This window comes from Kitasatospora sp. NPDC059812 (genome assembly GCF_042732075.1).
GTDB lineage: Bacteria > Actinomycetota > Actinomycetes > Streptomycetales > Streptomycetaceae > Kitasatospora.
Genome location: NZ_JBHWIO010000042.1, coordinates 64,015 through 70,202 on the forward strand (window position 1 = coordinate 64,015; position 6,188 = coordinate 70,202).

The 6,188-nt window shown below is 71.6% G+C and carries 7 protein-coding genes; 2 read left to right on the plus strand and 5 right to left on the minus strand.

Going from position 1 to position 6,188, the window contains the following annotated elements; translation table 11 throughout:
• Nucleotides 1-103 precede the first annotated feature (103 nt).
• Entirely contained in the window at nucleotides 104-502 is a 399-nt protein-coding gene (locus ACFV6D_RS21620; RefSeq protein WP_380560789.1) for a LysR substrate-binding domain-containing protein, read from the plus strand.
• A complete protein-coding gene (locus ACFV6D_RS21625; RefSeq protein WP_380560790.1) occupies nucleotides 499-1,461 on the plus strand; it encodes a serine hydrolase in 963 nt (320 codons plus the stop codon). Before ACFV6D_RS21620 ends, ACFV6D_RS21625 begins: the two co-directional genes overlap by 4 nt.
• Before the next feature lie 66 nt (nucleotides 1,462-1,527).
• Here ACFV6D_RS21625 and ACFV6D_RS21630 read toward each other — a convergent pair whose 3' ends face one another.
• The 5 genes from ACFV6D_RS21630 to ACFV6D_RS21650 form a co-directional block, all read right to left on the minus strand.
• Nucleotides 1,528-2,097 carry a hypothetical protein gene (locus ACFV6D_RS21630; protein WP_380560791.1) on the minus strand — a complete coding sequence of 190 codons (570 nt, stop codon included), beginning with the start codon at nucleotides 2,095-2,097 and terminating at the stop codon, nucleotides 1,528-1,530.
• Entirely contained in the window at nucleotides 2,094-2,672 is a 579-nt protein-coding gene (locus ACFV6D_RS21635) for a hypothetical protein (protein WP_380560792.1), read from the minus strand. The genes ACFV6D_RS21630 and ACFV6D_RS21635 overlap by 4 nt, the downstream gene beginning before the upstream one ends.
• Nucleotides 2,673-2,763: 91 nt before the next feature.
• On the minus strand, nucleotides 2,764-3,723 hold the full coding sequence (locus ACFV6D_RS21640) for a hypothetical protein (RefSeq protein ID WP_380495910.1): 960 nt from the start codon (nucleotides 3,721-3,723) through the stop codon (nucleotides 2,764-2,766).
• Nucleotides 3,708-4,406, minus strand: coding sequence for a hypothetical protein (locus tag ACFV6D_RS21645; protein WP_380334326.1), 699 nt, complete (start codon nucleotides 4,404-4,406; stop codon nucleotides 3,708-3,710). The genes ACFV6D_RS21640 and ACFV6D_RS21645 overlap by 16 nt, the downstream gene beginning before the upstream one ends.
• 32 nt (nucleotides 4,407-4,438) lie before the next feature.
• Nucleotides 4,439-5,977: a Mur ligase domain-containing protein gene (locus tag ACFV6D_RS21650; RefSeq protein ID WP_380560793.1), complete on the minus strand. Its 1,539-nt coding sequence runs from the start codon at nucleotides 5,975-5,977 to the stop codon at nucleotides 4,439-4,441.
• Between the last annotated feature and the right edge of the window lie 211 nt (nucleotides 5,978-6,188).

Sequence of the window (6,188 nt, forward strand, 5' to 3'; positions counted from 1 at the left end):
GCCGGCGCGCCCCCCCGGGCGGGCGCCCCCCCCCGCCCGCCCCCCCCCCCCCGCCCCCCCGCCCCCGCCCCCCCCCCCGCCCCCCCCCCGCCCGGAGCTGGCGGTGGCCGAACTGACCGGCCGGCGCCTGGTGTTCTTCCCCCGCGCCACCGCCCCCGCGCTCTACGACGAGATGCTCACCACCCTGGCCCGGCACGGCTGCACGCCCGAGGCCGTCGTCGACCCGCCCGGCCCGGACGTCGCGGGCGCACTCGTGCTCACCGGCAGCGCCGTCGCCCTGGTGCCACGCACCGCGCCGCCACCGGGTACAGTCTGGCGTCCGCTGACCGGCACCCCGCTGGCCTGGCGCACCTCCACGGCCTGGCCGACCGGGAGCGGCGGGCCCGCCGTCCGGCTGTTCGCCGAAGCCGCCCACGAGGCGCTGACCGAACACGGCGGCCTCCTGCCCCAGCCGCCCAACCCCCCGCTCTTCCCCCGGCCCGCAATGGAGTTCCCGCTGTGACCAGCGACCGCGCCTTCGGCAACCGCGCATCCGGCGACCGCCCCGCCGGCGCCCGCACCGCGCGCGCCCGCATCGCCGCCGCCTTCGCCGACGCCGGCGTCAGCGGCCGGCTGCACGTCCGCGACCTCGACACCGGCACCGAGATCGCCCTCGACGCCGACACCCCGGTCAGCACCTCCAGCGTCCACAAGCTCTGCCTCCTGGTCACGCTCTTCCGCGAGGCCGCCGCCGGACGGATCGACCTGACCCGGCAGGTGGACGTCCCCGCCGCCGGCCGCACCTCCGGAGGCACCGGCCTGGCCGCCATGCTCGACGCCGCCCGGCTCTCCCTGCGCGACCTCGCCTACCTGACCGTCGCCGTCAGCGACAACGCCGCCGCCGACGTCCTCTGGGACGAGATCGGCCTCGACACCGTCAACCGCACCATGGCCGACCTCGGCCTGACCCGCACCGTCGCCGTCCACAAGCTCCGCGACCTCATCGCCGCCCTCGCCGAGGACACCGGCCGCGACTCCCCCGTCGACCCCGCCGTCGTCGCCCGCCTCAGAGTCCTCGACCCCACCTTCACCAACCGCAGCACCGCCCGCGACATGACCACCCTGCTCGCCGCCCTCTGGCACGGCGACGCCTGCCCCGGCGAACACGGCGCCGCCCTCCGCCGCCTGCTCGGCCTCCAGGTCTGGCCGCACCGCCTCGCCTCCGGCTTCCCCTACGACGACGTCCGCGTCCACGGCAAGACCGGCACCCTCCCGACCCTGCGCCACGAGGTCGGCGTCGTCGAATACCCCGACGGCGGCCGCTACGCCCTCGCCATCTTCACCCGCGCCGCCGCCACCACCATCACCCTCCCCGCCGCCGACGCCGCCATCGGCACCACCGCCCGCCTCGCCGTCGACGCCCTACGGGCGATGGCGACCGGAAGGGGCGGCGGCCCGCCAGCAGATCAGCAGGTCCGGTGACCTGCGAGGTCACACGACAAGCTCGACTCGCGGTTCAACTCCCGACGCCCTACTGAACGCTGTAGTTCAGAACGATGATGGTTTCATCGGAAGTGGTGTACTCCAGGGTGCCGGCCGGAAAGGGTCGCCGTGGTAGCTCGCAGTCAAGAGCGGGGCCCGTCCGCCGATGTCGAGTTGGATCGTGGTGAAGCCGTGCCAGTAGTCGGGCGACCCGTACGGCCGGAACCCGCCGGGCACCGGGGTGACCGTGGCGGGGTTCCACAGCACCGCGGTGAACCAGGGGCGGTCGCGGTTGCGGGCCATCGCGACCGGCCCGGGGCTGCCATCGGAGCACACGGTGGTGGCGGTGAGTCCGCACTCGCGGACCAGGCGCTCGATGACGGCAGCGGCCTGCGTGTCCCAGCGGTGGTGCCGCTTCGCCTCGTCGACGATCCCGTGCTCGTCGGCGTCCTCGGGGGCGTCCTCGTCGACCAGGACCTCCTGCCGCTTTCCGGCCGAGGAGGTGTTCGCGATGACGCTGACCTGTGCAGGAACGTAGCGGACATGTCCGTGACGTAGGAAGCGACACAGCGTAGAGCCACTCGATCGAGTTCGGGGGCCGCATCTCGTTCGTTGGCAGTTGGCCCCTAGCGTCACTTGCCACCGATCCAGAACAGGGCGATGTCGATGTCTCGTACTGTCCAGCTCGGTCCGAAGGAACCCTTGTGCGTGAGGAGCTTGTCGAGAAGGTCCATGTAGCGGCCGTATCGTCCTGGGTTGTCGGTGAGCGTTAGCCCAAGCGATTCCAGTCCTCGCTGAGCTCGGCTGTCGTAGACGGCCATGCGATGTGGTGCTGCGGCAGTGAGGACCGCAGATGCCAGTGCGTCACCCTTGTAGAAGCCCGGCAGGGTGACCAGCGCGGCGCGGCCGGCCTGGGCGGCCTGCCCGCGGGACCTGGATGTGTCCCGAACGACTTCCATCGCTTGGCCGGTCGCCGCGCGAACTTGCGCGTCCGGTAGTCCCATCAAGGCGGAGGCCCAGCGGGTGCGGGCGGACAGTCGTTTCCAGACGACGAGTGCGCCTATGTCGAGCTTGCCGAGGCTGCCCGACTCCTCGGCTCGCTGCGCGACTTCCCACAGCACTTCGTCATAGGTGGTCGACGTCGCAGCGCAGTAGGACTTATGTGCGGAAATCAGGAGATTCCAGATGCGTTCGGTTTCGGATATAGGCACTGTCCTTGACTCCTAGGTCTGTTCTCGCTCGTCGTTAGCGATAAGTACGCGAGCCAGCGGGTTGATGACGTCGGTGTTGACGCGGCCCGAGTCAGGCGTCCGAGCTGGGTGTTTTCGGTCGGACATAAACCTCGTGCACGGAGTCGTCGGCGGTAATGAGCCAGGCCCGGTTCAGGACGTCGGGGTGGCGAGAGGCCGCCTCCCGCATCAGTGTCCGGGCCACCTCGTGGTCGAGTGGTGCGATGGCGGGAGGTGGCTTTCGCGGGGAGATGTGATCGGCGTACAGGTGAGGCGGCTGCCAGCCCACCCGGGCGTCGATCAAGAGCCCGGTCGTCAGCCCGATTCTGGCGGCGCGGCGCAGTTGGCCCGGGCCGCCGTTCTTCTGCTTGTTCGCGGTCAGCTTCTCGTGGATGGGGTGGGCAAGGACGTCGCCGGCCGGGCCGAGGTCGTGAATCCAGCCGTGAGGGGTAAGCCGATGATGTACCTGCAGCGGCTGCGGCAGGGCGAACGACAGGATGACTGGCTGGCTAGGGTCCGCGGGATGCCAGGGTTCGGCGACCGGGAACGAGTAGGAGGGATTGAAGTCGGCGGCTTCGGTGTCGAAGACCGGACGCCCGGTGCGTGCGGCCTGTTCGCCCAGGGCCGCCAGCCGCGTGAAGTAGCGGTTGCGCTCCTTTGCCGTGCCCTGCTGTGGAGTGACCGTGATCCGCAATCCGCCCGTCGGGCTCAGCAGGAGCGCGCGAGCGAGCAGACGGTTCAGAGCGTCGGAGGCGGCCCGTATCGCCGACGGCATCCAGGCGCTCCCGGGCAGCGGCACCGTGGTGTGGTCCACGTACCAGTCCGCTCCATCAATGGCGAGATGTGCGTCGACCGTGAGCACCCCGGCCGCGACTCCGAACCGCTGCTGATAACGCTCCTGTTCATCGTCCGGTTTCCCACGCAACACCACCTGCTGGCCTTGGGCCGCGAGGTGGGCACTCAGCAGCCGGAACGCCGACTCCTCCTGCGGGCTGGCGGAGAACAGATGCCATGGGCTCAGGTCTTGGGCCATGTCGCTCCTTCTGGAATCCTCAACGGTAGGCCCAGGGCCTGGTCACGTCGATGGCATCGGTGTCGATGCGGAACACGAGACCATGGTGATCGCTTGCCTCGGCGGGAGTTGCGAGGACGTGGTAGTCCGAGACGGCGCCGGCCAGCGGGCCGGAGGCCCATGCCTGGTCGATCCGGTCGGGGTGTGATGGCACGGGCGAGTGGCTCGGCGGGCCACGTGGGGTCGATGTCGCTGAGCAAGACCAGGCCGGCCAGGACGGCGGCGATGCTCGCCTGCACCTGGTTGCGGACCCCCAGCCAGGAGCGCAGGTCCCGGCCGTAGCCGCGCATCGTGCCGGTCGAGACGCCGAAGTCGGCCGCCAACTCCGGGGCGGTGCGCCCGCCGACCCAGCCCGCGAGGACCCGCTGGAGGCGCCGAGGGAGCTGAACTGCGGTGGTGAGCGCGGTACAGGGCTCGGTGGTGCCGGTGACGATGCCGTATGCGGCGCCCCAGGCGACGAGCTGCAGCACGGTGCGCGTGCCGGTAGCCGTGAACAGCGCACGGACGGCGGCGTCGACATCAGAAGGGGCCAGGGTGAGGGCGGGGTCGGCCGCGATCGTGCGGGTCTGGGACTCGGCGGCAATGTGGACGAGGAGCCGGATGTCGCGTTCGGGCAGGTTGTGCGCGGGCAGGGTGGTGGCCATGACAGCAGCAACTCCGGTGGTCGGCGGGTGGTTCACGGATGGTCAGTGGTGGGGGAACCGGTTCGCGCGAGGCGCTCCAGCAACCGGGGGCCGAAGCGGGCGGCTTGTCCGGTGCCGATGACGAGCACCAAGTCGCGGGGCTTGGCGAGGTCGGCGACCTGCTGCTCGGCGCTCGGTTCGCACGGGCTCAAACGCACCCGGTGAGCCTTGCTGGCTCCCAAGGGAGGCCTGGCGGCATTGACGATGGCATCGAGCGGGTCCGGGGCGTTCAGCACAGTCAGCGGGGTGGCTACCGGCAGCAGCACGGCGCGGTCGGCGGAGACGAGGGCCTTACCCAACTCAACGGCGTGAGCGCTGGTACGGGCGATGCCGTCCGGCTCCAGGACGACGATGACGTTGCCCTCAGTGAGCATCCGGGCGGCCGCCACATCATCGGCGACCTCCTGGGGGTGCCGGGCGCGGGAGTCGCGCACGGTGATCCGTGCTTGGGTGCCGGCTTCGGTCAGGGAGCGCTCCACACCCTTGAATCCGGCCAGGCGCTCGGCGATCGTCTTGGCGCTCTCCCCAGCGACGAGGGCGGTGGCGATGGCGGCGCAGGCAGCCAGGGCGTGGTGGTCGCCCACGATCGGCACGATGAACTGGTGCTGCTTGCCCTGGTGGCGGAGGGTGAGGAGATAGCTTTCCCCGAGCCGCCGGGGCTTGAGGACCCACACGTCCGCGCTCTCCACAAGGCCCACGGTCACCACCGTGGGGCCGGGGCGGTCGCTCAGCCTCTCGTGCACGATCTTTGCCCCGTTGTCCCAGAGCGGCAGGACCACGGTGTCAGCGGAGCGGGCGAGGTTCGTGGCAGCGTTCAGGGCCTCGATGGTGTCCTCGAAGTGCGGTGAGTTCATGGTGGCGGCGGTGATCAGCGCCACCGACGGGGATGGCCGCTGGTACACGTTCGGGACATTGGGGCGGTGGCTCCACGAGCCGGGCGGCGCGGCCTCGTGCGTGCCGGCGTCCGGGCAAAGGTCCACCACGAGGCGCCGTTCGCCGTCCTGGCCGGGGGTACTGCCAACGGCGGGGGCGTTGAGGATCCAGCCGGTTCGGCCGTCGGCCAGGGCCGCGGCCAGAACGGCTGCCGCGGTCGTGGTGCCGTGGCTGCCGCCGACGGCGATCAGCGGATGGCCGAAGTCCTCGCAGAGTACGGCGAGCGCGTGCGCGCGGGCGAGCACCGGCAGTCCCAGGGCCTGGGCCCGGTCGAGTTCGGGGTGCGGGGCGACGACCACCCCGGACCAGACCACGGCGGTTCGGTCGTTGCGGACGTGCCCGGCGTCCGAGCCGACCGTGAGTTCCACGCCAGCCGCGCGCAGCCGGTCAGCGGCGGGGCTGTCCTGGTGTGCGGGGTCGATGCTGCCGGTGACGTCCAGGCCGCGGGAGGCCAGCCACAGGGCCAGGCCCTCCATACCGGATTCGGTGGCGCCAACCAGGTGAGTCTTGGCCAGCAGGCCGGGCCCGGTGGGGGCGGGCTTCGCACTCTTCTTCTGGGGGCGGACGGTGGTGTCCATGAGGGTCTCCGGCGTGGTCACGAATAGGAGGGTGGAACCGGGGAGGGCGCCGGGGGTTTGCGACCGCGCCCGGCCGGGGGGCAAGGCGGGGGGGCCGCGCGCCCGCGCGCGGCGGGGGGGTTCTCCGAGCGCGCCCCCGCCCCCCACCCTGGTCCGTCCCGGCCGCCAGGGCCCGAACCGCTCGGACCGATCGGGTTCGGACCACTCAGAGCACCGGGGCTCAGGCCGTCGG

Coding starts and splice junctions, on each gene's coding strand:
- ACFV6D_RS21640 (WP_380495910.1), bottom strand. CDS start 3,723: ATGGCCCAAGACCTGAGCCCATGGCATCTGTTCTCCGCCAGCCCGCAG.
- ACFV6D_RS21645 (WP_380334326.1), bottom strand. CDS start 4,406: ATGGCCACCACCCTGCCCGCGCACAACCTGCCCGAACGCGACATCCGG.